This is a genomic window from Paenibacillus sp. FSL R5-0636 (assembly GCF_037974255.1).
GTDB classification, from domain to species: Bacteria; Bacillota; Bacilli; order Paenibacillales; family Paenibacillaceae; genus Paenibacillus_AQ; species Paenibacillus_AQ odorifer.
Genome location: NZ_CP150232.1, coordinates 6,730,920 through 6,757,002, shown reverse-complemented (window position 1 = coordinate 6,757,002; position 26,083 = coordinate 6,730,920). Strand labels below are relative to the sequence as shown.

Sequence of the window (26,083 nt, the reverse complement as noted above, 5' to 3'; positions counted from 1 at the left end):
CAGCAGTCCATCAGTGCATCTGAAACAGAGAAAGAGGTGCGAGCTATGTCTCTCCTAGTAACGCAGGCTGAAAGAGTTAAGAATTATGTGAATGGAGCTTGGGTAGAATCGTCGTCCGGGCGAGATGAAGAGGTTTATAATCCGGCGACGGGTGAAGTGATTGCCTATGTGCCTATTTCCAGTAGGGAAGAGCTGGGTGCGGCGGTAGATGCGGCTGCAGTGGCATTTCAAGTGTGGAAAAGGGTCGCTGTGCCGCGTCGTGCCCGCTACTTTTTCCAATATCAACAGCTGCTGGTGAAGCATTGGCATGAGCTGGCCGAGCTGATCACGCTGGAGAATGGCAAAAGTCTGGAAGAGGCGCAAGGTGAGGTGCAGCGTGGAATTGAGTGTGTGGAATTTGCCGCAGGCATCCCCACGTTGATGATGGGCAGCCAGCTCCCGGACATTGCTACCGGAATTGAATCCGGGATGTACCGCTATCCATTGGGTGTTATCGGGGGAATTGCCCCGTTTAACTTTCCGATGATGGTTCCTTGCTGGATGTTTCCGCTTGCCATTGCTTGTGGAAATACCTTTGTGCTAAAGCCTTCCGAGCGTACGCCGTTACTGGTTAATCGGTTAGCCGAGCTATTTGCCGAAGCGGGTTTCCCGCCTGGCGTGCTGAATGTGGTACATGGGGCACACGAGGTTGTGAATGGGCTGCTGGAGCATGATGAAGTGAAGGCGATTTCGTTCGTGGGTTCGCAGCCGGTTGCGGAATATGTATATAAGGCAGGGACGGCGCAAGGGAAGCGGGTTCAGGCATTGGCAGGCGCTAAGAATCACTCGATTGTGCTGCCTGATGCGGAGCTGGACAATGCGGTCAAAAATATCATTGCGGCCTCCTTTGGCTCGGCAGGTGAGCGGTGTATGGCTTGCTCGGTCGTAGTGGTTCATGAGGATATCGCTGACGAGCTAGTGAGTCGTCTGGCTGCGGCTGCGGATGAGCTTAAGATTGGTAATGGCGCCGATGACGGGGTGTTTTTGGGTCCGGTAATTCGCCAGTCGAATAAGGAGCGGACGCTTTATTACATTGAGACTGGTGAAGCTGAGGCAGCCAAGCTTGTGAGAGACGGGCGGAAGGATGCTGCTACGGGTGGAGCGGGTTATTTTATCGGGCCGACGATATTTGATCATGTACAGCCGGGAATGACCATCTGGAAGGATGAGATTTTTGCACCGGTATTGTCAGTGATTCGTGTGAAAAGTCTGAGTGAAGCGATTGGGGTAACGAATCAGTCCCCATTCGCGAATGGGGCTTGTATTTATACAGACAGCGCAAAGGCGGTTCGTGAATTTCGGGAAGAAATTGATGCAGGGATGTTGGGTGTGAATCTGGGAGTGCCTGCGCCCATGGCATTTTTCCCCTTCTCGGGTTATAAGAAATCGTTCTATGGAGACCTGCATGCCAATGGGCGTGATGGGGTGGAGTTCTATACGCGTAAAAAGATGATCACTGCCCGTTATTAGAGAAAATGAGCTGCTGAGAGGAGAAAATGTTATGCAGAGTCTGGGGAACGATAGCGAGCTTGCGGTGAAGAAGGATCAGGAATATTTATGGCACAACATTACGCCTTATAGTGAAAAGAATCCGCCTATGATTGCCGCCTCGGCGAGTGGGTCGTGGATTACGGATATACAGGGCAATCGATTTTTGGATGGGATGTCTGGCTTATGGTGTGTAAATGTGGGATACGGGCGCAAGGAGCTGGCGGAAGCTGCTTACAATCAGTTGCTGACCCTGCCTTATTTTCCTCTGACACAAAGTCATCTCCCGGCGATTGCGCTGGCGGAGAAGCTGAATGAATGGCTCGGAGACGACTACGTGATCTTCTTTTCCAATAGTGGATCGGAAGCCAATGAGGCTGCTTTCAAAATGGCACGCCAGTACCAGCAGCAAATCGGCCAGCATTATCGCCATAAATTCATTGCCCGTTATCGTGGATATCACGGCAGTTCGCTTGGTGCATTATCTGCAACAGGCCAGGCCCAGCGCAAATATAAATATGAACCGCTGGCGGGTGGGTTTCTGCATGTAGCTCCCCCGGACAGCTATCGCCGCCCGGCCGGGATGACTGTGGAAGAATTCAACCTCCAGTGTGCACAGTCCATAGAGGATATGATCATCTGGGAAGGCGTGGAGACGGTAGCTGCGGTGATTATGGAGCCTATAATTACGGGTGGTGGCGTCATTGTACCGCATCAGGTTTATTTGGATCGGGTGCAGGAAATCTGCCGTAAGCACGGTGTGTTGCTCATTATGGATGAGGTGATTTGTGGATTCGGACGTTCTGGACGTAAGTTTGGTCATCACAACTTTAATGTGAAGCCTGACATCGTAACGATGGCTAAGGGACTGACTAGCGCTTATCTTCCTTTATCCGCGACTGCTGTTCGTAAGGATATCTATGAGGTATTTAAGGACAATAGCGATGACTATGGCCATTTTCGCCATGTGAATACTTTTGGTGGCAACCCTGCCTCCTGTGCGCTGGCGCTGCGTAATCTGGAGATTATCGAGCAGGAGAAGCTGGTGGAACGTGCGGATCTTTTAGGTAAAAGAATAAATACAGAATTTACCGAGCTGCTTGATCACAAGCTTGTAGGTGATGTCCGCAGCTTTGGTTTGGTGACAGGGATTGAGCTGGTTGAAGACAAGGTCAGTAAGAAGCCGGTTGATCTGAATATTGTGAAAGGAATTATTGCCGAATGTAAGTCCAAGGGGCTTATCATCGGCAAAAATGGCGATACCGTAGCTGGGTTCAACAATGTGCTTACCTTCGCCCCGCCGTTATCCTCCACGGATGAAGATATAGAATTTATTATCGATACCTTTAAATCTGTGCTGAACGGGGGCTAGGTAAAGTGATTTTGTCTGGATATAGAAATTGGTAAGCGCGCAGGGCGACTTGAATGGAGATGCGATTCTCTGGCTGCATGAAGTCTTCACCCAGTAGCTCTGTTATTTTGTCCAGGCGATAATAAAGTGACTGTCTGACAATGAATAAGTTTCGAGCGGCAATTTGTTTGGAACCATCATGATCCAGATAAACGCGAAGGGTAAGCAGCAGCTCGCTGCCTTTGGTTTGGTCGTGGTCGATTAGCGGGCCGAGATAACTGCGAATGAAGTTCTGCAACGTTTTTCCGTCATTTAAGCTCAACAGCAACTGGAATACACCCAGCTCTTCATAGAAGAGCAGTGACTTCTGGTAACAGGAGTATAACGACAATGCCTGTAGGGCTTCCTGATAACCGGAATAGGCTCGTTTTAGGCGCTTATGTGATTTACTGACTCCAATGACGAGCTGCAAATCCTTGAGTTTCTCATCGGAGCGGATGTTCTGCAGGGCCTCAAGTGCTTGTTGAAGTCGCATTTTGCCAGGCATTTTTGATTGGATGTCGAGGGCGATGACGGTGAGGCGATTGTTCTTAAGGGTGATCAGCGGACGTAAAGAATATTTCTCAAAGATGGAACGCAGGATGAGCGAAAGGTGGAAGGTGATGGACTCCCATTCGTTCTCCGAGCTGTTCCATTTTACATCTCTGGGGTTCTTGATCTCTATAAGGCATACACGGTAAGGGAGCTCGTTGACCACATTGAAATTAGAGCCTATCAGGCCCTTTAAGCGGTTATCATCTTCGATGCGGCCATTGATCAGCTCGTCGACCCATAGATTTTCTGAAAAAAGCTTGCGCTCCTCCATATACCGGGTTCGCAGCAGCTCCTGAGCAATGGACAAAGAGGCGGAATCCAGCAGCAGACAGTCGAATTCCTGTGGTTTGTGATTGCATACCATCAGAATGTAAGCCCAGGTCTGATCCAGCGCACCTACAGGCTTGAGCGCGATGGTCTTCTGTCCATATTCCCGGATATAGGGGGCAGCGTCAGGTTGAATTCCTTCCAGCTCGTCGCCGAAGGCGGTGAAAAAATTCAGCAATGGAGCCTGCTCTTCCGGCGAAAGGGCCGGGAAAAATAAGGGTTTGCCTTGCAGCTGCATATAGACAATTTGTGTGCGGGTGCTTTTGCACAATAATTGCAGCACTTTCAGCGTTCCTTGTGAAGTTAAGGTCAGACGGTGGAATTCACGTGAGATTTTTTCAAGTTCTTGGAGCATCCGGTGATGCCGGTTGATGATAATCGAATGAAGATCCAACGTGATATCTACGAAACGAACCGTGCGGGTGAAGATGATTAGCGGAAAGTCATGCCTATCGGCTAATTCGATCATCTCTTGCGGGATGGTGCTGAAATACGTACCTAACTCAATACATAGGCAAGCTGCATTTTTGTCGATCAGGTTCTGCATAAACTCCAAGGAGGAAGGGAGATCGACACTTGCACCAATCCCCGTAGTCAAAATCATTTCTTCGCCATGAATCAGAGTCTCGAAGTTGGCACTTTCCAGCACATGCACCCAGCGAATGGCACGGCTTAGGCCGCTTTTCCCGCCGATCACCTCGGCTTCTGTGAATAGTGGTCTTTTTAAAGCGTCACGAATGGTTAATACAAGCTCCCAGTCCATAGTTACTCCCCCTCGATCTTCTGCGCTCCGGCCTTCGGTTAATGCCCTGTTATTCTCAGCCTATTCTCACACGTAAAAAATACAGTTTTGAAATTAGACAAAGTGTCTAATGCAACGAAAATTCGAAATGACTATAGTTTGATTAACGGATGTCAGTATATATAACCTAATCAGGGAGAACGTTGAGAGATAATTTCTGTTAAAGCTTATATTACTACAATAATTAAAAGATGTAAGCAAAATATTCAGACAAAACTTGAAATAATGTTATATTATATAACACAAATATGAAAAATTACCCATAAGGAGGGACTAGTGATGGAGCATTCTTCTCCGTTAACAGCATTTACACCTGATATGTTCATGCGTAATTTCGCCGAGGCTGAGCCGCCTCTGACCCATAAAGGTGCCATGGATGAGTCCAATCGCTGTCTATATTGCTACGATGCCCCATGTATAAAAGCATGTCCGACCAGCATTAATATTCCCTCCTTTATCAAACGGATCGCCACTGACAATCTGAAAGGCTCGGCACAGACGATTATGGATTCCAATCCTGTGGGTGCCAGCTGTGCTCGTGTTTGTCCTACAGATGAGCTGTGTGAAGGCGCCTGTGTGTTAAATGATGCCTCGGCGCCGATCCAAATCGGACTGCTGCAGCGTTATGCGACAGATTGGGCGATGAACAGCGGAGTTCAATTATTTAAGGCTGGCATTCCTAATGGGAAAAAGGTAGCCGTTATCGGCGGTGGTCCTGCGGGATTGTCAGCGGCTAGGGAACTCGCCCGTGAAGGTTTTGCTGTTGTGATCTACGAAGCGAAGGCGTTAGCGGGTGGGCTGGATACACATGGGATTGTATCGTTTCGGCTCCCGCAGTCTGTATCTCTTTGGGAAGTAGAGCAGGTAGAGAAGCTGGGTGTGGAAATACGTACAGCTGTGAAAGTCGGAGTAGATGTTTCTGTAGATGAGCTGAAGTCGAATTATGATGCCATCGTTTTGGCAGCGGGTATGGGTTATGTGCCTCCAATAGGGATTGAGGGTGAAAAAATGGCTGGAGTTTATGATGCTATTGCGCTCGTAGAATTCACTAAGACGGGCATTCCTCTACTAGAGCTGATGGGTCAGCGGGTCGCTGTCATTGGTGCAGGGAATACGGCTATTGATGCAGCGACTTGCTCAGTGCGGCTGGGAGCCACCAATGTGAAAATGGTCTACCGCCGGACCCGCGAAGAGATGACGGCTTATGACTTTGAATATGAATTTGCGAAGCAGGAAGGTGTGGAGTTCAACTGGCTTACCTTACCGAAACGTATCGTGGGTGATGGGCTTGGGAATGTAACTGCACTGGAATGTGTGCAGATGAAGCTGACGGAGGAGCTGGGCAAAGATGGGCGTCCAATACCTATGCCGATCGAGGGTTCTGAGTTCTTGATTCCTGTAGATGCAGTTGTAATAGCTATTGGTCAAAAGCGTCGTCTAGATCTAATAGATTCCTTAGGTCTTATGCATGACCGTGGGGTTGTGAGGGTGAATGAGGTCACCTGCCAAACCTCCGATCCGCAGATTTATGCCGCTGGGGACATCATATTTGGTTCAGGTAAAGGCGAGGCCATGGTTGTATCAGCGGCACAGCAGGGAAAAGATGCAGCCCATGCGATTGTTAAACAATTCTCAGGCCAGCAGGAGGTCGTTGTTAGATCTGCGGGCTGAGCGTAGAAATCATATTGGATTTTACATGACAGGAGGGAACATCAATGGCAGATTTAAGTATTAATCTCGCAGGAATCAAATCACCGAATCCGTTCTGGCTGGCCTCCGCGCCGCCTACGAATACAGGTTATCAAGTGCAGCGGGCCTTTGAAGCAGGTTGGGGCGGGGCGGTGTGGAAGACGCTCGGCGATCCGATCATTAATACCTCATCGCGTTTTGCGGCAGTAAATTTCAATGGGCAACGGGTTGCGGGCTTTAACAATATTGAACTGATCACCGACCGTCCGCTTGAAGTTAATCTGAAGGAAATCTATGAAACGAAAAAAAAATTCCCGAATCATGCGATTATAGCCTCCCTGATGGTAGAACCAACGCAGCATAAATGGCATGAGATTGTTAAGCGGGTAGAGGATGTGGGTGTAGACGGTCTGGAGCTTAACTTTGGCTGTCCGCACGGGATGGCTGAGCGTGGAATGGGCGCTGCTTCGGGGCAGCAGCCTGATCTGGTGCAGGCACAGACCACCTGGGTAAAAGAAGTTGCGACGACTCCGGTGATTGTGAAGCTGACGCCTAATATTACGGATATCACCGTCGTTGCCCGCCATGCGGTTAAGGGTGGAGCGGACGCGATTAGTATGATCAACACGATCAACAGTCTTGCTGGTGTAGATATTCATAGCTGGAACACAATTCCGAATGTTGGAGGTCAGGGTGCGCATGGCGGTTACTGCGGGCCGGCTGTGAAACCAATTGCGCTTAGTATGGTGGCCGAGTGTGCCCGTGACCGGGGAGTCGGCATTCCTATCTCCGGTATTGGAGGGATTTCGACCTGGCAGGATGTTGTTGAATTCATGCTGATGGGTGCTACGGGCATTCAAGTATGTACAGCGGTCATGCATCATGGCTTCCGGATTGTGGAGGAAATGATCGATGGCCTGAACAACTATTTGGATGACAAAGGTTTGGCTTCCGTAACAGAGTTAATCGGTAAATCGGTATCCCGTTACTCCAACTGGGGTGATCTGGATCTCAACTATAAGGTCGTTGCCCGTATTAATGAGAACAACTGTATCAACTGTAATAAATGCCATATTGCCTGCGAAGATGCTTCACATCAATGTATTGATATGTTAACTAATGCAGATGGGAAAGCTATTCTACAGGTCCGCGAGGAAGATTGTGTAGGTTGTAATCTTTGTTCTATTGTCTGTCCAGCAGACGGCGCGATCGATATGGTTCCAGTCGATACCGGGGCAGCCCCACTGACCTGGAACCAGCGGCAGAAAGTGATCGGGAGTTTGAATGGCACCTATTCGGAAGTGGAGGTGGTGTAAGGATGAAAAAGATTATTAAAAATGGCATCATCGTTACCGCAGCAGATACTTATACAGGCGATGTGATGATTGAAAACGGGGTTATTACGGAGATTGGCCTTCATTTGGATGTCCCTGGTGCGGAAATTATAGATGCCTCGGGGTGTTATGTTTTTCCTGGAGGCATTGATCCTCATACGCATCTGGATATGCCTTTTGGCGGCACGGTTACAGCTGATGATTTTGAGACGGGAACCATTGCGGCTGCATATGGCGGAACGACCACAGTCATTGATTTTTGCTTAACCACCAAAGGACAACCGCTACAGCAAGCCGTAGATACATGGCATCATAAGTCGCAGGATAAAGCGGTGATTGATTACAGCTTCCACCTGATGGTCTCAGAATTAAACGATAAAGTACTGGGTGAGCTTCCGGAGATAATTGAGAAAGAAGGCATTACCTCGCTCAAAGTATTTATGGCTTATAAGAATACTTTTCAGGCGGATGACGGCACACTTTTTAAGACCCTTCAAGCCGCGAAAAAAGAAGGTGCGCTCGTTATGGTGCATGCGGAGAATGGAGATGTCATTGAATATCTTGTTGAGCAGGCCTTGGCCGCAGGCAACACTGATCCGATCTTTCATGCGCTGACCCGCCCGCCGGAGCTGGAGGGTGAAGCTACGGGACGCGCAGCTTATCTAACCGAACTGACAGATTCTCAGCTGTATGTTGTACACGTGACCTGTGCGGAAGCCGCTTGGAAGATTGCTGAAGCGCGTAAAAAGGGACTGCGCGTATACGGTGAGACTTGTCCACAGTATTTAGTGCTGGATCAGACGGCGCTGGAAAAGCCTAATTTCGAAGGTGCCAAATACGTGTGGTCTCCGCCCCTGCGTGAGCAGTGGAATCAGGATGTTCTGTGGGATGCGCTATGGAGCGGCAGCTTGCAGACGATTGGCTCTGACCAGTGCTCGTTTGATTTCAAAGGACAAAAGGATCTGGGGCTTGGCGATTTCTCCAAAATCCCGAACGGTGGGCCGACCATCGAGGACCGGTTTACGATTCTATATTCGGAAGGTGTGCAGAAAGGCCGGATCTCATTGAACAAATTCGTAGACATTATTGCTACCTCTAGCGCCAAGCTGTTTGGCTTGTATCCGCAAAAAGGCACGGTCGCAGTAGGTAGTGACGCTGATCTGGTCATTTTTGATCCTTCTGTAGAAAGAACCCTTTCTGCGGACACGCACCATATGAACGTAGATTATAATGCGTTTGAGGGCTTTGAAGTGAAGGGAGAGCCTGTTTCTGTTCTCAGTCGAGGTGAATTTGTTATTCGTGACAAAAAATTTGTCGGCAAAGCAGGTTCGGGAAAATATTTGAAACGCAAACGTTTTGCAGCGGAGGCTCCTCTTCCTTCTAAGGCAGAAATCAGCGGAGGTGTAGTCTAATGTCTGCTTTTGCGGAATATGCCAAAGAACAGCAGGAGATTGATGGGCTGCTTTTTAAAGGGTATACGATTGCCGGCATCCAAGAGGATTTGGACGGTGCCCGAATAAAGTTTGTCAGAGGGGAGCCGGCTAAAAGCTCGGTAGAGCTGTTACTGCTCACAGCGGATGCCCGTAAGTACGTGACAACCCTTGTGGTTGCGGGGTTGAGGGCGGAAGGTGAGCAGGCGGGTTGTTACAGTGGAGAGGTTTGAAGGGAATGGAATTGAAAGCTGAGTAGTGAGCCCACGTAGGATAGGGAACTTGCCGCTCGGCTTTTTATTGTGCCCATGAAAGGGTGCGAGGAGATAACCTACCTGAAAATAGCCGATTATCGTCTCGGAATATACTTTTTGGGGAAATCCTCCCTAAAAAGTAGCTGATTAGGGTCCCAAAATAGACGTTTTAGGGAAAATATCCCTAAAAATCAGTGAAATATGCCGATTTTGCGCAAATTCGCTGAATATTAGGGAAGTTTTCCCTGATTTGCAGTTATAGGCACCTGACAGACCAAAAATCAGGGAGGATTTCCCTAATCTATTTCTTCTGCTGTTGCTGCTCACGCTCTATATACCCATGCCGTAATATGGACATGATATGCAGAGATTCAAAATGTCCCTCAACCTTTATACAATCAAGTAGAGTGCCTTCCAGTGTAAAGCCGCAGCTTTCGTAGACATGGCGAGCCCTGTGGTTGTGATCTCTAACATCCAACCATAGCCGATGCGTCTCGTGTGCTGGAAGATCCAGTCGCTCACGAGATGAAGCGACAGTTTGCTATAACCAAAGCCCTTGGAATGGATCACGATTCTTTCGATACGAACGGTAAGATGAGTATCTTGAAGTCCTGTTACGATGATATAGCCGACTCTTTTCCCGGAGCTCTCCCAAATTGTAAGGTGCAGGATATCTGAATCATGGATAGCCGTAGAGTGCTCCGCTTTACTCCATTGTCCGATATAGGCACGATTAAGCTCACTTTGTTCAATGGCTAGAACGAACGCTAAGTCCTGCTCGGTGGTAGTTTATAGATCCAACGTTTCTGAATGAATGATCATAACCTTATGCACTGTAGGAATGAACGCAACTTCGTGTATAATTGAGACCAAGTGTTAAGAATTCCAATCGGATGAGGAGATCAGCTGGTTATGTATTTTCTTGATATTATGTCTTGGCTGACAGAGGATAATCTGCGGCATCTGCTGGAACAATATCGTTCGTTTGGGCCCTTTCCGGGCATTGCGTTAACGTTTATGAAATCATTTATACCACCACTACCAACTATTGCGATCGTAGGGCTAAATGGGGCCGTATATGGTTTATGGTTAGGTTTTTTGTATTCTTGGATCGGTCTGGTTGCAGGTTGTGTGACTACCTTTTGGATTATCCGCAAAGTAGCCTCCCATCGTTATTTACGAAAATGGGCAGCGCGGCCCAAAGTAGCCAAAAGCATGACATGGGTACGGCAAAGCGGATTTAGCTATGTTTTTCTGCTTAGTATATTTCCGGTAGGGCCTTTTGTTGTGATTAATATGGCAGCGGGGCTTGCCGGGATGAGGTTCCGTTCGTATCTTCTTGCGCTCACGGTGGGCAAAGCGATTATGGTATTCGCAGTTTCATACATTGGCAACGATCTGGAACGTTTCATTCGCCAACCGTGGGAGATTATCTATGTTCTGTTGTTTATCGGGCTGTCGTTATGGGGAGTCAAAGCCATCGAAGCGCGTTTTGCTAGAACAGCACAGGATGGGAACAAGATAGCTTAGTATAGTATCAGAATTAACTTGAATTCCTAAATCTAAATAGAATAAAGGAGGAAATGATGATGAAATATCGTAAGCTTGGCAGTACAGGAATGAATGTCTCGGTGATTGGCCTAGGGACTTGGCAGTTTGGCGGAGAGTGGGGCAAGGATTTCACTCAGGCTGAAGTCGATGCCATGTTGGATAAGGCTGGGGAGCTGGGGATTAACCTGATTGATACGGCAGAATGTTACGGAGATCACTTGTCGGAGAAGTTCATCGGGGATTATCTGGCGCGCCGCAAACGCGAGGACTGGGTTGTAGCTACGAAATTTGGCCATCATTTTCAAGGGCATTTGCAGCGGGAACAGCTATGGCGTGCTGAGGATGTGCTTAAGCAGCTGGACGACTCCCTACGCGCACTCCAAACAGAGTATGTCGACCTCTATCAATTCCATTCCGGAACGGATGAGCAGTTCGATAATGATAAGCTGTGGAGTATGCTCGACAGACAGAAGCAAGCCGGTAAAATCCGTCATTTAGGCGTGTCGATCAGTGCATCGGGCTCGGGGGTGCATCAGACCTCTGCGGCAGCGGATGTGCAGGCAGAGGCCATACAAGTAGTATATAATCGGCTGGATCGTCAACCTGAAGAAGAGATTCTTCCGCTGTGCATCGAGCATCAATTAGGTGTGTTAGCTCGCGTTCCGTTAGCCAGTGGTTATTTGAGCGGCAAGTATAAGCCAGATGCGATTTTTGCTCAGGGTGATGTGCGAGCGAACCATAAAGAGGATGTAAGACAAAAGCAGCTGCGCGCAGTAGCAGAAATTGCTGCCAATGAAGTGCCATCAGGTCTGGATATGGCGCAGTGGGCTTTGGCTTGGTGCCTCCAGCATTCCGCAGTAACCAGTGTAATTCCGGGCTGCAAAAATGTAGAACAAGTCATCTCCAATGCCAGTGCTGCCGATTTGGACATGGTGAAGGGCAACGTGTGATAAGTTAGAATGTTACACGGTGAAGAGTTCTTGGAGCTTCATCTCGGGTGAATGCTTCACGTAGATATGATTCCAGCTGTTCGTGGAAGTATCGTAAAGATAGTCCTGCTTCCATTGCTGGACATGGGTCGCAATACTCCTTACAGCGGATACAATTCTCTCTACTTCCTGATTAGTCATAATGGGATGTAGAGAGATGCGAATCCACCCTGGTCTGAAGGATTGGTCGCCGCTCATGATTGCTCCGGCAATCTGAGCGGATTGCGTCCACCCTAATCCGAGCAGGTAATGTCCGTATGGACCTGCACAAGAGCAGCCGCCTCGAGCTTGTATGCCGAAACGGTCATTCAACAGCTGGACAGCAAGGTTGTAATGAATATCGCGCAGTGTAAAAGAGACGATTCCATGACGTTCTGTATGATCTCCGGCCAGCAGTGAGCACTCCGGTATGTCGCTGAGTCCTGCCAATAATTGCTGACACAGCTCGTGCTCTCTCATCACCATATATTGACCGTTTCCATTCATCTGCTCCTTCAGCTTCACGCAAAGTGCCGTGCGAAAAGCCTGTAAAAACCCCGGTGTTCCCCCGTCTTCCCGCATCTCAATCGCATTAGTGTAGCGGCGTCCTCCCCAAGGGTTGACCCAGGCTACTGTACCTCCACCCGGTTCGTCAGGAATACGTCCATTGTTCAGCGCTTCATCAAAGATTAGAACGCCGTTTGTGCCCGGCCCACCCAGAAATTTATGCGGAGAAAAAAAGATCGCATCAAGCTTCTCCAATGGGGAAGGTGGGTGCATATTGATAGGCACGTAGGGAGCACTGGCGGCAAAATCCACAAAACACACGCCCCCATGACGATGCATAGCAGCCGCTAGCTTTGCGTAAGGCGTCTGAATTCCAGTCACATTAGAACAAGCTGTAAATGAACCAATCTTGAAACGGCGATTGGGGTATAATCGCAGCTGGTCTTCAAGCTGCTGGGGGTCAATATTTCCGTCCTTTCCGGCGGGAATGGTAACGACGTCACCAAGCCCCTCCTGCCAAGGAAGAATATTGGAATGATGCTCCATATGGCTGGTGAAGATAACGGGGCGATCTTCCAGCGCGCGGTTATTATGTTCCTGTAGCCATTCCGGGAGCCTTAATCCCATGATACGTTGCAGCTTGTTCACGGCTCCTGTTGTTCCATTGCCGCAGAAGAGCAGTACATCCTGAGGGCCGGCATTTACATGGTTCTTAATGATTTGGCGAGCTTCATTATAAGCCTGCGTCATGATTAGTCCGGTGGTGTTGGAATCTGTATGTGGATTGCTGACGTAGGGACCGAAGGCTTCCTGCAACTTGCGTTCGATCGGTTCATATAGGCGCCCGCTTGCGGTCCAATCGGCATACAGAAGCGGTTGTCTGCCATATGGGGTGGTGATCTGATGCCGAATGCCGATGGTGTGACCACGAAAAGTATCAAAATGGTCTTGTAATGAAGCGGGCGTCTCTGCAGAAGAGGCGTGGATGATGTTTAGCACGGATATTCCCTCCAGCCCGTACGCCGTCAGTGCTAAGTTAATGGGGTGTATTTTCGGCGTGCCAGTAGTTTCTATGGCAACAGTATATGCCTGCATGGGGGATTGGGTTAAAGCCTAGTCAGACTTTAAATAAATAACTGTACATCACTTTCTAAAGCATCTTTTAAATATGCCGCAGCATCGATGATTTCGACCTCTGGCAGCAGTTCCTCGGGCTTAAAGCCCATGATCTCCACAGAAAGCTTGCAGGCATAGAATTTGATGTTTTTTTTACGAGCCCCTTTTAGAAAATGAATCAGCTTCGGTGCGCCTTGTTCCTCCATCATTTCCTCCAGCATCATTCGTCCCAGCCCGCTGAAGTTCAGATGAGAGAGCGGCAGCTGCCCAGGACCCTTCGGTGTAATAACATCCATCAGCTTCTCGTAGATACTCTTGTCCTCAAGGGTCATTTTCTCCGGATCACGCACCAAAAATAGACCCCAGAATGAAAAGAACATGGTAACCTCGACATCGATATCTCTTGCGGCATTCGCTAGGATCAGTCCAGCCATCGCTTTGTCGTATTCCCCACTGAACATTAGCAGATTGATTTTTTTGCTCACCCTGATAATCCTCCCGTTACTTTTATTAGAATGTCATTAGTATGGTTGTGGTGGGGAGAACTATGCGAAGAAGCTTTCTGAAATTATAAAAAAAGCCCCCTTTCGGGAGCTTGAGATTTACTAATGTACTTCAGGATCTTTACATTCTGGATCTGCATTGCGACTGATGTCGTAATAACGGGCGGACAGCCAAATAGCTCCGGTAAATAACACGATGAGTCCAAGGACGATAGAAAAGCGCCAATCGCCTGCCTTGAAATTTAATTGAAGCACCGTTAGTACCAGTGAAACTTGGGTCCAAACCAGTGTTCTTTTGCGAAAAGCCGCAATATCGCCAACCATCTTCGGGATATTCCGAATGATCAGATAGGCAATAACTGCGAGAATAAGGGCGAAAATAGCAGTTACCGCTAATTCAGAAGAGGACAGGACATGCATAGTCTCAGCATCCTTTCGGCTTGCAAAAGTATTAGTTTCAGATCAGAACAATTTCTATTTTTTGAAGATGCCCAGCGGAGCTCCAATTGGTAAGAAGCTACGGCCGAAATGAGCGTTTAGCACGGATGCTCCACATCCGTAAAGGGACACAATACCAATACCAAGCTCAGCACAAGCAGCAAGCTTATGGAAGAATTCTGGAGCGATCCCAAAGGAATCAAAGGTTAGTCCGATAAAAAGAAAATCTATCAATACAAAAATGATAAGCAGAACTCTATTTGCCTCAACGGCACCAATCGTCATAAAGAGTGTGAAGATCAAGTAACCCAAAAATACAAATCCGAGCTGCTTAGGATCTACAGCCTCCGCAAGCGTTGGACCAAATACGCCAAGCTTGATCAGCCAGCTGCTAGCCATGCCGAACCAAAAGAAAGCGTAGGCGCCAAAGGCGGTCATACCAAAGGTATTGTTGTGCTTAGCATCCTGAATGGCGGCGAATAGCTGCGCGAATGCTCCCAGGAAGATAGCCCAAGGAATAACATAGCTAAGTCCTGTTGTAAATTCAAGCTTCTGTGAAGAAGCGACCAATGTGACAATAGCCAGTCCGAATAGCCCGATGGCGCTAGGGTCGGCAGTGACGATTTTGACAGATTGGGTGTTAGGGGATTGCGCTGACATGACAGTAAAAGCCTCCATTATTATATATAGTTTTACGCTCTTAAAAACAGCCCGTAAGGGGCGCTGTTCATAGGCTTGCCTATCATATCATATCGGTATGTGCTTGCCTATAAAACAACACTCATTTTTTGTCGTAAAATAGGGGTCCTGCGTGAAATAAGGAATTGTTTACATTTTTATCTTCCATTATCAAGTTACTTGACCAAACAAACGGAAATATTATGTCAAGAATAGACATTATATGCAGTGATAATCTTCACAATCTATCGAAAATTGATGTATAATAGTCAGTGATAATTATTATCAAATCATATGAAAAAGGCGGTAAGCTTGAAGTGAACAAATGGACATTATTTACCAAGGCGACCCGGTTTTGGAGTTTTTCTGTTATGCTCATCCCGATTGTTTTGGGGACCGTTGGGGCATATGTATGGGAAGGGACATTCCATCCGGTTTTATTTATTCTTACATTAATAGGGGCGATTTCGGCGCATTTGTTCTCCAATATGGTGAATGATCTGTGGGACTTCCGCAACGGAACCGATACAGAAGCAAAGAATTCCGCTGGTGAAATCAGCACAAACTCCGGGCTACTGACAGGTGGGATCCTCTCGGAGTCTTTTTATGCAAGGATGACCTGGAGTATGCTGGCGATTGCCCTTATCTGTGGTGGGATTCTTAGTATATATAGCGGTTGGAATATCCTCTGGTTTGTACTTGTTGGTGCTTTAATCGCTTATTTCTATGTGGCTCCGCCACTGCGTTATGGCTATCGCGGCAAAGGTTATAGTGAGATGGCCATTTTTATTGCTTTTGGGATTATGCCTGTATTAGGCTCCTATTTCGTACAAACCGGTCAGTTTAGCATGAAGCCTGTAATTCTCTCGCTGCCTGTCGGATTTTTAACTACATTATTGTTGTTTAATCACCATTTCCTACATTGGAAAGCGGATGAGCAGGCGGGTAAGCTTACGCTTGTTGTAGTATGGGGAGAACAAAAGGCACTTGTATTCTCACGTGTACTTCTTTTCACTGGCTACGCTTCGGTGATAGTCTGTGTGCTGTTGGGTGTACTTCCTGTTTACGCACTGCTGGCGCTGGTTACAGCTTTCTGGCCGCTGCGCATTTACAGTAGTCTCAAGCAACATAATGCTTCGCCGGCTTATATCCCGCTGATGGGTGCTTCACAAAAAGCCTCCGTACGCTGCGGAGTAGTAATGGCAATAACTTTATTAATTCAAGGCTTGATCTGATACTAATAGATGGACTACAGAAGGAGTGAGCTTTCATGGAAAAGAAGGACAAGGTATTGATGGCAGAAGAACAACAAGTTAAAGGCAATCGCATGGTTCTTGGGGATTTCCACTCCATTTTAGAAGAAGGAAAGGTCTGGAAGACGGGTGGATTTACACTGCCTGACGGATCATTTTGGGCTTACCGTGAGCCGGAGGCTGTAGTTATCGTTCGTAATGACACCCTGTATGTACGTGCGAAGTTATCTCGCGAGAATCATCAAGTGCAAATTCTGGACAATGCCAAGCACATGTATTATTCAGCCAAGCCAGTGGAGATTCCGGAAGCAGGAGAGATTAGCATTGAGCTGCAAATTCGTTGCCGTACACAAGAAACTGCACCTGGAGATCTGTATGATGGATATGTATCGCTGAACCTGCTGGATTTCACGACAGGCGCTGCGCTTGATTTCTTCGCGGGAAATGATAAATACGCTAGTGTATATGGTATTTTGCCGTTCCCGGGTGTACAAGTACCAGAAAGCACTGGAACGAAATACTTCTGCATCTTTAAAGAAGATACGGATTTCAAACCACGGGAATTCAATACGTACCGTATTACCTATCACCGTGGCAATGATGAGGCTGTATTCTATTTGAACGGCAAGGAAGTACGCCGCGAGAAAAATATTCCGCTTAAATTCAATAACTTCACTGTAGCGCTCGGAATTATGACAGAGAAGGATCTGAGTCCTGAAGGCAGTGTGTCTGTACATGGACAAACAGTTATTGCAGAATGGTCCCCAGTGACGGTTACAACAACTGAACAGTAATGCCTTGCAGGCTCATTTGACAGATAAGGGTGTATGGTGTGAATATTAAAAGCTTTCTAAGATTTGTGGAGCTGCCGACGAAGGTAGCCAGTATTATTCCGTTTCTAATGGGAACGTTGTACGCCCTGTACCGGTTTGAGGATTTTTACGTACTGCGTTTTGGATTGATGTTCGTGTCTTTGCTTAGCTTCGATATGGCGACGACGGCGATTAACAACTATTACGATTTCAAAAAAGCTTCTAAAACCCACGGCTACGGCTACGAGACACATAATGCGATTGTTCATTTTAAGCTAAAAGAGCGCACCGTCGTGGCGACGATTGTGATTTTGCTGGCGCTGGCAGCAGGGGGCGGGATTGCGCTTGTCACTCAGACGGGTTTGCTGGTCTTTTTGCTGGGTGGACTGTCGTTCTTGATCGGTATACTTTATTCGTTCGGGCCGATTCCCATCTCGCGGATGCCGTTAGGTGAGCTGTTCTCCGGTTTGTTTATGGGCTTTGTTATTATTTTTATCTCTGCCTATATCCATACGGATGAGCATGTGGTTTCACTGCTGCTCCAGAACGGCTGGGTCAGCTTGAATATCAACATCGTGGAAGTGCTGTACCTTTTCTGGTTTTCCGTGCCCGCTATTTTGGGGATCGCAGGGATTATGCTCGCTAATAATATTTGTGATATTGATGAGGATGTGGAGAATCGAAGGTATACGCTTCCGGTGTACATTGGCCGCCGCAATGCGCTTGTGCTTTTTAAATATCTCTACTATGTCTCTTATCTGGATCTTGTAGTGCTGCTGATCTTAGGGATTAACCCTATTCTGGTTCTGTTGATTCTACTTACGCTGATCCCGCTGCGCCGAAATATTGCCTTGTTCACAGAGAAACAGGAGAAGGCGAGTACCTTTATTCTTGCCGTCAAAAACTTCGTATTGATGAACCTTGCGCGTATAGTTGTGCTGGGTGCGGCTGTGCTGTTAAATGCACTAATATAAACATTCATATTTTATAAAAAAGCAGTGTCTATCGGGGTTGGAGCTCCTTTTGGCACTGTTTTTTTGCAATTTGCAGGTTTCTTTCTGTTAGAGAAACGTTTCATTCTATGATAAGGTGGCTTTAAGTATAGTAAGTAATCTATAAGGAAGAAGGTTAGCAACGATGGTGCAAAAACTTCGCTGGGGAATCATGGGCTGCGCGCAGATTGCGACAGGTTCAGTGATGCCGGCTATAATGGATTCGGAGACGGGAATGATCACAGCGGTAGCCAGTCGCGGTTTAGAAAAAAGCAGCGCTGTAGCCGCAGAGTTCGGAATAGATAAAGCTTACGGCAGCTATGAGGAATTACTGGCGGATAAGGATATTGATGCAGTGTATATTCCACTGCCAAATCACCTCCATCGGGAATGGGTAATCCGTGCGGCGGAAGCTGGCAAACATATCTTATGTGAGAAACCGATCGCGCTGAACAGTGAAGAAGCGGCTGAGATGGTAAAAGCTTGTAATGATGCTGGAGTCCATTTGGCAGAAGCTTATATGTATCGGCATCATCCTCGGATTGCGGAATTGCAAGAGATTATCTCTAGCGGTGAAATTGGCGAATTACGCTCCATTCGAGGCACTTTTACTTATAATGACGCTACAGATACCTCTAATATTCGCTTTAAATCCGCTTGGGGCGGCGGCTCGCTTTATGATATCGGCTGTTATCCGCTAAGTGCAGCACGACTGCTGTTCGGAGCTGAGCCGGAAGCCGTGACAGTACAGGCTATGTTCTCTCCGGAGCATGACAATGTAGATATGATGGCTTCAGGGCTGGTAGAGTTTCCGAAGGGGCTAAGCCTGATTTTTGATTGCGGGATGTGGGCATATAACCGCCAGCTGTTAGAGATTCTGGGGACCGATGGAATGATTGAAGTGCCTATGCCTTTTAATGCTAGAGATGAGGATGCCGAATTTTTTGTGCATACGGGAGAAGGGGTAAGACGGGTTGATGCCACCGGGGCGAATCCCTATACACGGGAGGTCGATGATTTTGCCGCCGCAGTATTTACAGGAAAAAAATTATTTGCACCTGAGGATGCAGTGCTGGGCATGCAATTGATCGAGACTTGTCTAGCTTCTGCTAAAAAGCGGGAAAGAATTAGTATGCTATAAGAAGATGAATCCAATATGAATCTATGCAAAAAAAACCTCCGGGCGCTCTCCTTTACGCAGCTTCCGGAGGTTTTTACAGTTTCAGCTTTTAAACAGTGCTCAAGAGAATATCATCGTCATCATTGCTATTAAACGCTTCGCGGTCAAATTCACCTTCGGAATTAGCTACTAACAGAGCTGTTACAGCTGTTCCAGTTGCGTTTACAGCGGTACGGCCCATATCGATGAGCGCTTCAACACCTGCAACGATAGCGATTCCTTCAAGCGGCAGGCCGAGAGCAGTTAAGACTACCGTGGTGGAGATTACGGCAGGTCCAGGTACGCCAGCTACACCAATGGAAGAAATAATACTTACTAATACCAGTGTAATATAGTCGGTCCAGTTCAGATCAATACCGAATACTTGAGCGGTAAATACAGCCACAATAGCTGGCCAAATCCCACCGCACGCATTAAAGTTCACAGATGCCCCTAACGGTGCGATAAAGCTCGCGATCCGTGGGGAGACATGAAGCCGCTTCGTAATAACTTCGAGATTGACCGGAAGTGTTGCATAGCTGCTTCTGGTTGTGAAGGCAACAGTAATGGTTGGATACACTTTGCGGAAGAAACGAATTGGATTCACCTTCGCTACTAATAGAACCAATCCGCCAAAGATAAGTACAAAATGTATAATCATTGCTACGTACGAGGTTATAATTACACTGCCTAGCTCCTGCAACGTCTCCCAGCCATAACGTGCGGTGATTCCGGCAATCAGTGCGAATACGCCATAAGGGGTCAGGCGAATAATGAATTTCACAACCTGATGCAGTATCAGTGTTAGGGATTCAATAAGATCACGTACAGGTTTGACTGCTTCGGGTTTCTTGGAGCCAATCTTGATTATAGCTACTGCTAAGAAGATGGCGAAAATGAGTAGAGGCACAACCTTACCCGTAGCTGCTTCATTAACAGGGTTAGATGGAACAAGATCGAGGATAACCTGGGAGAAGGTCGGGATTTCCCGGGCTGCAAAATCTGCGGGTACATCTTGTTGTATACCTTGGCCGGGATTGAACAGCAGCGCAACCGATAGGCCGATAATAGAAGCGATGCCAGTTGTTCCGAGGAACCAGGCGAAGGTTTTGATCCCGATTTTGCGTAGATACTCCAGATTGGTTAAGGAAGAAATACTGTTTAATACGAGTACGAATACTAAAGGAATGACGAGCATGCGGATCAAGCTGACATAAATGCTGCCGAATGTGCTAATAGCTTTGGTCTCTAAATCGAAGTATTGAAAGAATATACCGGCAATAAGTCCGATGCCAAGTCCGATGAGTACCCGGGTGCCAAATCCAATTCGTTTACGTGCCAGTAGAAACAAAATTGCAAACACAAATATGGAAGCGACAAATCCATACCAGTTCGTTTCGATGGCGGATAATAAGTTGTTATCTATGTTCACTATCAATACCCCCTTAAACCTAGTTTTTTAATGTGATTAATCCTATTGAGATCAATCTATATAGAATTTATAGTAAAGTCAATGTAATTATATGTTAAAAATAATTAATTCCGATAAAAACCATGTGAAAAATAAAAATTGATTGACAAGGCACTATGGCATGAATAATATGGAACTTAATCACAAGCCAATTGGAATCGACTGGACAGCCGGAGATTCAACGAAAGACGCGTAAATTGCGTCCCGTTGAGTCTCTTTTTTTTAACTTTAGAGAAGGGAGAGTTACGGATTTAAGGTACAAGAATGTAATGAAGGGGTCTCTTATTTTATTTGAAAAGGATGGTACACATATGAAAAAGCTTTCGATCTCTTTGGTTGCCGCCGCTATCGTCTTCTCCGCATTGACGTATGCCGCGGTATCCGCTAACAAAAAAACAGCAGAGGCAGCACCCATTCAAGAGAGTAGTAATACAGCAGTAACCGCAGCAGCTTTACCAGTAGCTACTTCTGCAGCAGCAGTTGTTGTTCAGGCAGAAGCTACTGCAGCTCCTGTAACAGAAGCTGTCCAGCCGGAAGCTTCGGCTCCAGCAGCAGAGACAGTCACGGCAGAAGCTACTGCGGCCCCAGCAGCTGTTGATTCTGCGGCGAAGGTTGTTGCTTCAGCAGCTCCAGAAGCGGGCGCAGCTCAGCCTAAAGCAACCGCATCCCCGGCTGCGGACACCGCTAAGACGGCAACAGCTGCAACAACGGTATCTGCATCTGTTAAACCGCAAACCAGCGCGGCAACGCCTGCGCCTACGACTGCTCCAAAAGCAAACGTAACCGCTAAAGCCGTTCAGCCGACCGCAGCTCCTGTTGTATCTGAACAGCCTAAGGAAACCGCCGCTCCTGTAGCAAAAGCAACGGAGACACCTTCCAAAAAAGCTATAACCTTCTCTACAACAGAGGTAGTTAAAGCGACCCCGGCTCCGGTAGTTGAGTCTTCTCAACCGAAAACATCGTCTTCTGCACCTGCATCCACGGTCAGCGCACCAGCAGCTGCTCCAGCGGAAACGGTTCAGGCACCCGCACCGGCACCAGCCGCTGAGGAAGAGGTTTGTCCTTGATGAGCAGCAGGCTCATTCAGGATTCCTTTCAGCCCATTCATCCCATAAACCTATTTAAGGCGAGGTGCACATAATGATACGACCATTAACCTTCAAAAAAATTGTAACGCTGCTGCTGGCAGCCTCCCTGCTAATCCTGCCTACTCAGGCAGGAAGAGCTTATGCTAATCCGGATACCGCAGAAGCGATAACCTCTTCCCAAGGCGGCGTTAACCAGTTTGACTATTTCAGTCATGTCTATGACCGTCTAAATGATGCTAACCATGTATTTAAAACAGCGACGTATGAAGATATCGTTCATCTTTTTGAGAGTGAAGGCACATACGCTGTTCTGGTTGGCGGCGCTTGGAGCGAGAATACACAGGCCGATATCGGCTTTATCAACGAGGCAGCCAAGGAATACGGCATCTCTACGATTTATAACTTTGATACTAAGCTGGACGGGGACACCCTTCAGATTGCAGACAGCAATAATAAATTTGCTTATAAATATGTTGATCTGGTCAACAAGTATTTGAAGAATTTAAATCTGTCTTCCAAAGATGATCCAGAACGCAATGTCAGCTATACCAATAAAAACGGGGAAGTTGTGACTGCTAACAAGTTCGAGTCTCCATTCTTATTGGTATACAACAAGGATCACAAGGATGCACAGGGAAATAGTGCTCCTGTCGTATCCTACCTGGATAAGAGCTATTCGTGGAATGAGTTCCTGACGAACGGAACACTTGATGCGGCGAAGGTTAATGCGTATAAAACATCAGTAAGTGAGGTGCTGGGTGCCGCTTCCCGATATGACACTATCGACGAGTCGGCTTATATCAAGGCTGCATTTAATAAGAACTATGAAGGGGAAAATGAGGGAAAACCTACGATCTTCAACGAAGCGGATGGCACGCTTGTTTATGAACATGTGACCTATCATCAGCTGAAGCAAATTTTAGCGAGTGAGGGAAACTATGCAATTTTGTTAGGCGGGTCGTGGTGCCCTAACACGCAAGCGGTGATTAAATATATCAACGAATATGCCAAAAAACATAATATCAATAAGATCTACTTCTTCGACACTAAGTTGGATGCTGGTGTGACCGTTGCTGAGCCTAATAACAACAGCGGCACTAAGGGCAGTGCAAATCCGCATAATAATAATGAGCTTCAGATTAGAACCACTAATCATCCGTATGCGCAGCTTTATGTTGATCTGGTTCGTACTTATCTGACCAATATCAAGACCGAAAACAATTCAGCTGCCAAACCAACTGTAATTAGTTATGTAGATGGACTTGGAAACACCGTGAGCGGAGACAGACTTCAAGTTCCATATCTGTTCACTTATAACAAGGACAACAAGGATGCAGGAGGCAAAAACTCACCGATTCTAGGGCATGTTGAACTTATGTACAGCTGGACGAATATCCAACCGGATTACGTGCAGGCTAATTACCCAATCGGAGCCAGATACAATAACACTACAACAGCGCTGGATAAAATATTCTCCAGACTCGAAGCTGTACCGGCAGGACTTACCGGTGTAGCACCAACAGCGGCCGACAATAAGGATGGGCAAATTGTAGGCACCAGTGCAGCATTGGAATTTAAGCTTGCTGGAGACGAGGCTTACACCCCAGCTTCGGGATCAGCCATTACAGGGCTTGCACCTGGTGTTTATAAGGTAAGATATGCCGCTACATCGGGCTATCAAGGGCCAACTTCCGCAGCTGGACCCACAATCATTCCTTATAATGCTGGCGAAGACGTAAGTGTGGAAGTTCCTGCTTACACCCATCAACAAGCAGCCCCGACAGGACTGGTAGGCGTAGCACCTACTTCTGAAGCTAATGATGATGGGCAAATTACGGGTTCTGCTGAAGGACAGGAGTATAAAGGCGTTGGAGAAGCTGATTATAAGCCTGTAACAGGTACAGCTATCACTGGTCTTACTCCGGGCTTCTATAATGTGCGATATGCGGCAAAAGAGGGATACAGCGTAGGTAAAGACGCTACAGTTGAAGTCCCGGCATATGGTGAGCAAGCGGCACCTACAGGATTAGTAGGTATAGCACCAACCAGTGCAGCCAATGACGACGGTAAAATTATAGGAACTACGAAAGCGCTGGAATATAAGCTGTCTACGGTTACCGATTATGTCTACGCATCAGATGTAGAGATCGTTGGACTGGTGCCGGGTATCTATCAGGTAAGATACGCAGCTAAAGAAGGATTTAACGCGGGTAGAGCAGCAGATGTAATCGTTCCAGCATTCACTGCGGAACAAGCAGCTCCAACTGGGTTACAGGGAGTTGCTCCTACCTCAGCAGCGAACAATGATGGAAGAATTACGGGAACCACGACAGCCTTAGAATATAAGCTGTCGAGTGTAACTAATTATGTGTATGCACCAGATAAAGAAATCACAGGATTAATACCGGGCACGTATCAAGTGAGATACGCAGCCAAAGAAGGTTATAAGGCAAGTCCAGCGACTGACATTGTTGTTCCGGCCTATGTGCCTATTTCAGATCCTGGAACAGGTGGAACAGGTGGATCGGGTGGATCGGGTGGCAATTCTACACCGAGCACGACTACACCAACACCATCGGCAAGCCCTCAACTGGTTGCTACGGCAACAGCAGGGAGTACCGTGAACCTATCAGCAACAGCAGCAACTAAAACGGATAAAACCACAGGAGTGACTACTGCAACGATCACAAAAGAAACGGCTGCTGAATTCGTGAGTCTCGCTAAGAAGGCAGAAGCTGATGGGAAGAAAGCTGTTCTTGAAATTAGTGTTGCAGCTACTTCAGATACTCAAACCGCTGAACTTACTCTTCCAAGAAGCATAATTAATGAGTTAGCCGCCGGAACGAAGGCGGAGATTACCATTGATTATGAGAATGTGGGTACGATTACGTTTGATGCCAAATCATTGGCAAGCATTAGTGCAGCTTCAGATGCCGGAGACATCATTATTAGAATCGCGAAGGTGTCATTAACGGCAGAAGGCAAGGCTGTTCTCGGAGACAGACCAGTTTATGACTTGTCGGTTATAGCGGGTGAAAGCACGATTTCCACCTTCGGTGGGGGCAGTGTTCGTGTCAGCGTACCGTACGTGCTGCAAGCGGGAGAACGGTCAGATGCGGTTATTGTGTATCACATTAACAGCACTGGAAGTTTGGACAATGTACGTGGAAATTACAATGCCGCTAAGGGAACTGTAGATTTCGTAACCACACATTTCTCCCAATATATTATTGGATATAATCAAGTGAGCTTTGCAGATGTTCCAGATGCCTCATGGTATAGCCATGCAGTAGGTTTCTTGGCAGCACGCAGTATCACATCTGGTACGGATGCTGAGCATTACAGTCCTAATGCCGCAATAACCAGAGGGCAGTTCATCGTCCTGTTGCTTAAGGCATATGACATCGCACCAGATGAGGTTGCCGCAGATAATTTTGCAGATGCGGGCAATACGTATTATACGAATTATCTTGCTGCAGCTAAGCGCCTTGGGGTAGCAACGGGTTCGGGAGATAATCAATTCCAGCCAGAGGTTCAGATCACTAGGCAGGAGCTATTTACACTCTTGTACCGCTCGCTTGTAGCGCTAGGTGAACTGCCATCTGAGAAAACAGCGGCCACGCTTTCCGGCTTTAGTGATGCTGGACAGATCGCTGGTTATGCACAAGAAGCCCTTCAAGCGCTGGTAGAGAGAGGTGTAGTGACCGGAGCGAACGGTAAACTCAATCCGAAGGAAGTCACTACAAGAGCAGAAGCAGCACAGGTTATTTACAATTTGCTATCCAAATAATCAGCCACTAAGACATAGCGGACGTCACGTAAGTAGCGTTCAACTATGAGTGCGGCGACTCGGTTTGGCTAAGACAGCAGAGCAGCGATTCCTCTTTTATTGGAGTATCGCTGCTCTGTTTTTTTTGTTTGTTAGCTGGCTGGTTGCCCTTGCCCTGTCCGCTTGCACGCTTGCCCTCTTGCCCGCTTGATTCAGCAGCTCATTCATTATCGGCGCGGCTTTCGGACCCAGATGACGTTATTTTCCACATTCCAGCCTTTGGGGCATAGTTTCGGACTCCAGCGACGCTATCGCTTAGAAAAAGGTGCGTTTATGGTGTTTTTCATGCTGATAGCGACTATGGGGTCCTTTAGCACTCCAAATGTGGTAAAAATCCGCGTATAAGGTCAGCTGTGTCCGATAGCGTGCTCGCTCTCTTACGCAAAAATGCTACCCCACCAAACGGACTC

General features: G+C 47.3%; 21 protein-coding genes. 14 read left to right on the top strand and 7 right to left on the bottom strand.

Annotation, left to right across the window (positions count from 1 at the left end; translation table 11 throughout):
• The first annotated feature begins 45 nt into the window (after positions 1-45).
• A complete protein-coding gene (locus MKX34_RS30810) occupies positions 46-1,509 on the top strand; it encodes a CoA-acylating methylmalonate-semialdehyde dehydrogenase (protein ID WP_076297026.1) in 1,464 nt (487 codons plus the stop codon).
• Positions 1,510-1,540: 31 nt separating this feature from the next.
• Entirely contained in the window at positions 1,541-2,899 is a 1,359-nt protein-coding gene (locus MKX34_RS30805) for an aspartate aminotransferase family protein (protein ID WP_076297027.1), read from the top strand.
• On the opposite strand, the gene MKX34_RS30800 is transcribed toward MKX34_RS30805, so the two are convergent.
• Positions 2,874-4,562: a PucR family transcriptional regulator gene (locus tag MKX34_RS30800; protein WP_076140684.1), complete on the bottom strand. Its 1,689-nt coding sequence runs from the start codon at positions 4,560-4,562 to the stop codon at positions 2,874-2,876. The two genes, MKX34_RS30805 and MKX34_RS30800, sit on opposite strands and share 26 nt — an antisense overlap.
• A gap of 318 nt (positions 4,563-4,880) precedes the next feature.
• Here MKX34_RS30800 and MKX34_RS30795 point away from each other — a divergent pair, with 318 nt between their 5' ends.
• From MKX34_RS30795 to MKX34_RS30780, 4 genes are read left to right on the top strand one after another with little or no spacing between them, the layout of a single operon-like run.
• The gene (locus MKX34_RS30795; protein ID WP_076297028.1) at positions 4,881-6,272 is read left to right on the top strand and encodes an NAD(P)-dependent oxidoreductase; all 1,392 of its coding nucleotides are present in this window, start codon (positions 4,881-4,883) and stop codon (positions 6,270-6,272) included.
• A gap of 44 nt (positions 6,273-6,316) precedes the next feature.
• Complete coding sequence (preA, locus tag MKX34_RS30790) at positions 6,317-7,606, top strand: NAD-dependent dihydropyrimidine dehydrogenase subunit PreA (protein ID WP_076297029.1); 1,290 nt, start codon at positions 6,317-6,319, stop codon at positions 7,604-7,606.
• Positions 7,607-7,608: 2 nt separating this feature from the next.
• Positions 7,609-9,036, top strand: a complete 1,428-nt coding sequence (hydA, locus tag MKX34_RS30785; RefSeq protein WP_076297030.1) for a dihydropyrimidinase — start codon at positions 7,609-7,611, stop codon at positions 9,034-9,036.
• Complete coding sequence (locus MKX34_RS30780) at positions 9,036-9,287, top strand: hypothetical protein (RefSeq protein ID WP_051491218.1); 252 nt, start codon at positions 9,036-9,038, stop codon at positions 9,285-9,287. The genes hydA and MKX34_RS30780 overlap by 1 nt, the downstream gene beginning before the upstream one ends.
• A 411-nt stretch (positions 9,288-9,698) precedes the next feature.
• Here the strand turns inward: MKX34_RS30780 and MKX34_RS30775 are convergent, their stop codons facing one another.
• A complete protein-coding gene (locus MKX34_RS30775; protein ID WP_339204070.1) occupies positions 9,699-9,878 on the bottom strand; it encodes a hypothetical protein in 180 nt (59 codons plus the stop codon).
• 342 nt (positions 9,879-10,220) lie between these two features.
• Here MKX34_RS30775 and MKX34_RS30770 point away from each other — a divergent pair, with 342 nt between their 5' ends.
• Positions 10,221-10,838 (top strand): TVP38/TMEM64 family protein, encoded by a 618-nt coding sequence (locus MKX34_RS30770; protein ID WP_036682051.1) that lies wholly within the window; start codon positions 10,221-10,223, stop codon positions 10,836-10,838.
• Between the two features lie 59 nt (positions 10,839-10,897).
• Entirely contained in the window at positions 10,898-11,809 is a 912-nt protein-coding gene (locus MKX34_RS30765; RefSeq protein ID WP_036682049.1) for an aldo/keto reductase, read from the top strand.
• Positions 11,810-11,821: 12 nt separating this feature from the next.
• Here the strand turns inward: MKX34_RS30765 and MKX34_RS30760 are convergent, their stop codons facing one another.
• The 4 genes from MKX34_RS30760 to MKX34_RS30745 form a co-directional block, all read right to left on the bottom strand.
• On the bottom strand, positions 11,822-13,333 hold the full coding sequence (locus tag MKX34_RS30760; RefSeq protein ID WP_036682047.1) for an aminotransferase class V-fold PLP-dependent enzyme: 1,512 nt from the start codon (positions 13,331-13,333) through the stop codon (positions 11,822-11,824).
• A 125-nt stretch (positions 13,334-13,458) separates the two neighbouring features.
• Positions 13,459-13,935, bottom strand: a complete 477-nt coding sequence (locus tag MKX34_RS30755; protein WP_036682046.1) for a DsrE/DsrF/DrsH-like family protein — start codon at positions 13,933-13,935, stop codon at positions 13,459-13,461.
• 120 nt (positions 13,936-14,055) lie between these two features.
• Positions 14,056-14,373: a hypothetical protein gene (locus MKX34_RS30750; RefSeq protein ID WP_076297031.1), complete on the bottom strand. Its 318-nt coding sequence runs from the start codon at positions 14,371-14,373 to the stop codon at positions 14,056-14,058.
• Positions 14,374-14,427: 54 nt separating this feature from the next.
• Positions 14,428-15,051, bottom strand: a complete 624-nt coding sequence (locus tag MKX34_RS30745) for a GPR1/FUN34/YaaH family transporter (RefSeq protein WP_036682044.1) — start codon at positions 15,049-15,051, stop codon at positions 14,428-14,430.
• Between the two features lie 335 nt (positions 15,052-15,386).
• Between MKX34_RS30745 and MKX34_RS30740 the strand changes: the two genes are divergently transcribed.
• From MKX34_RS30740 to MKX34_RS30725, 4 genes are all read left to right on the top strand, one after another.
• Positions 15,387-16,304 (top strand): prenyltransferase, encoded by a 918-nt coding sequence (locus MKX34_RS30740; RefSeq protein WP_036682043.1) that lies wholly within the window; start codon positions 15,387-15,389, stop codon positions 16,302-16,304.
• A 35-nt stretch (positions 16,305-16,339) separates the two neighbouring features.
• Entirely contained in the window at positions 16,340-17,116 is a 777-nt protein-coding gene (locus MKX34_RS30735; RefSeq protein WP_244886404.1) for a DUF6081 family protein, read from the top strand.
• 38 nt (positions 17,117-17,154) lie between these two features.
• Positions 17,155-18,108, top strand: a complete 954-nt coding sequence (gene menA / locus MKX34_RS30730) for a 1,4-dihydroxy-2-naphthoate polyprenyltransferase (protein WP_036682041.1) — start codon at positions 17,155-17,157, stop codon at positions 18,106-18,108.
• Positions 18,109-18,271: 163 nt separating this feature from the next.
• Entirely contained in the window at positions 18,272-19,267 is a 996-nt protein-coding gene (locus MKX34_RS30725; RefSeq protein ID WP_036682038.1) for a Gfo/Idh/MocA family oxidoreductase, read from the top strand.
• Between the two features lie 88 nt (positions 19,268-19,355).
• Here MKX34_RS30725 and MKX34_RS30720 read toward each other — a convergent pair whose 3' ends face one another.
• Positions 19,356-20,711, bottom strand: coding sequence for a dicarboxylate/amino acid:cation symporter (locus MKX34_RS30720; RefSeq protein WP_036682429.1), 1,356 nt, complete (start codon positions 20,709-20,711; stop codon positions 19,356-19,358).
• A gap of 356 nt (positions 20,712-21,067) precedes the next feature.
• Between MKX34_RS30720 and MKX34_RS30715 the strand changes: the two genes are divergently transcribed.
• Both MKX34_RS30715 and MKX34_RS30710 read left to right on the top strand, forming a co-directional pair.
• Positions 21,068-21,823: a hypothetical protein gene (locus MKX34_RS30715; RefSeq protein ID WP_076272921.1), complete on the top strand. Its 756-nt coding sequence runs from the start codon at positions 21,068-21,070 to the stop codon at positions 21,821-21,823.
• Between the two features lie 73 nt (positions 21,824-21,896).
• Positions 21,897-25,634, top strand: coding sequence for an S-layer homology domain-containing protein (locus MKX34_RS30710; protein WP_076297032.1), 3,738 nt, complete (start codon positions 21,897-21,899; stop codon positions 25,632-25,634).
• Positions 25,635-26,083 lie beyond the last annotated feature (449 nt).

Bases quoted from the DNA above. Each gene is read 5' to 3' on its own strand.
- MKX34_RS30810 (WP_076297026.1), top strand. From the start codon at position 46: ATGTCTCTCCTAGTAACGCAGGCTGAAAGAGTTAAGAATTATGTGAAT.
- MKX34_RS30805 (WP_076297027.1), top strand. From the start codon at position 1,541: ATGCAGAGTCTGGGGAACGATAGCGAGCTTGCGGTGAAGAAGGATCAG.
- MKX34_RS30800 (WP_076140684.1), bottom strand. From the start codon at position 4,562: ATGGACTGGGAGCTTGTATTAACCATTCGTGACGCTTTAAAAAGACCA.
- MKX34_RS30795 (WP_076297028.1), top strand. From the start codon at position 4,881: ATGGAGCATTCTTCTCCGTTAACAGCATTTACACCTGATATGTTCATG.
- preA (WP_076297029.1), top strand. From the start codon at position 6,317: ATGGCAGATTTAAGTATTAATCTCGCAGGAATCAAATCACCGAATCCG.
- hydA (WP_076297030.1), top strand. From the start codon at position 7,609: ATGAAAAAGATTATTAAAAATGGCATCATCGTTACCGCAGCAGATACT.
- MKX34_RS30780 (WP_051491218.1), top strand. From the start codon at position 9,036: ATGTCTGCTTTTGCGGAATATGCCAAAGAACAGCAGGAGATTGATGGG.
- MKX34_RS30770 (WP_036682051.1), top strand. From the start codon at position 10,221: ATGTATTTTCTTGATATTATGTCTTGGCTGACAGAGGATAATCTGCGG.
- MKX34_RS30765 (WP_036682049.1), top strand. From the start codon at position 10,898: ATGAAATATCGTAAGCTTGGCAGTACAGGAATGAATGTCTCGGTGATT.
- MKX34_RS30750 (WP_076297031.1), bottom strand. From the start codon at position 14,373: ATGCATGTCCTGTCCTCTTCTGAATTAGCGGTAACTGCTATTTTCGCC.
- MKX34_RS30745 (WP_036682044.1), bottom strand. From the start codon at position 15,051: ATGTCAGCGCAATCCCCTAACACCCAATCTGTCAAAATCGTCACTGCC.
- MKX34_RS30735 (WP_244886404.1), top strand. From the start codon at position 16,340: ATGGAAAAGAAGGACAAGGTATTGATGGCAGAAGAACAACAAGTTAAA.
- MKX34_RS30725 (WP_036682038.1), top strand. From the start codon at position 18,272: ATGGTGCAAAAACTTCGCTGGGGAATCATGGGCTGCGCGCAGATTGCG.
- MKX34_RS30715 (WP_076272921.1), top strand. From the start codon at position 21,068: ATGAAAAAGCTTTCGATCTCTTTGGTTGCCGCCGCTATCGTCTTCTCC.
- MKX34_RS30710 (WP_076297032.1), top strand. From the start codon at position 21,897: ATGATACGACCATTAACCTTCAAAAAAATTGTAACGCTGCTGCTGGCA.